This window comes from Streptomyces sp. NPDC127092, from assembly GCF_042722475.1.
In the GTDB taxonomy this organism is placed as follows: Bacteria; Actinomycetota; Actinomycetes; order Streptomycetales; family Streptomycetaceae; genus Streptomyces.
On record NZ_JBHXFE010000385.1, the window covers coordinates 1 to 423 of the forward strand.

The 423-nt window shown below is 70.4% G+C and carries 1 protein-coding gene; it reads right to left on the reverse strand.

Features of this window, described 5'->3' with window-relative positions:
* A partial coding sequence (locus ACFWJO_RS40650; RefSeq protein WP_386873421.1) for an OB-fold nucleic acid binding domain-containing protein occupies positions 1–423 on the reverse strand: 423 nt, incomplete at both ends.

Here is a 423-nt window from a genome sequence, read left to right on the forward strand (position 1 = left end):
GCTGGAACTCCTGCGTGGCACGCTGGCCCACCAGGGACAGCCGCACCTCCGAGGAGCCCTCGTGGGTGCGCAGCACGTCCGCCAGCTGGCCCATGACCTGCTCCGTGGCCTTGAACGCGGGCAGCGTGATCCGCACGGGGCCGCCGGGGCCATCCGAGAGCTCCGGGATGGTCAGCTCCATCGCGGACAGGGACACCGACCCGTCGTCACGACGCTGCACCCTGCCCTTGACGGCGACGACGAGGTCCTCGGCCAGCATCATCGCGATGGGCGCATACACCTGGCCGAAGAACATGACGTCCATCGAGCCGCCGAGGTCCTCGATCTCGCAGCGCGCGTACGCGTTGCCCGAGGACTTGGCGATGCGGCGCTCGAGCGTGGTGATCAGGCCCGCGATGGTGACGATCGCGCCGTCGGCGGGCC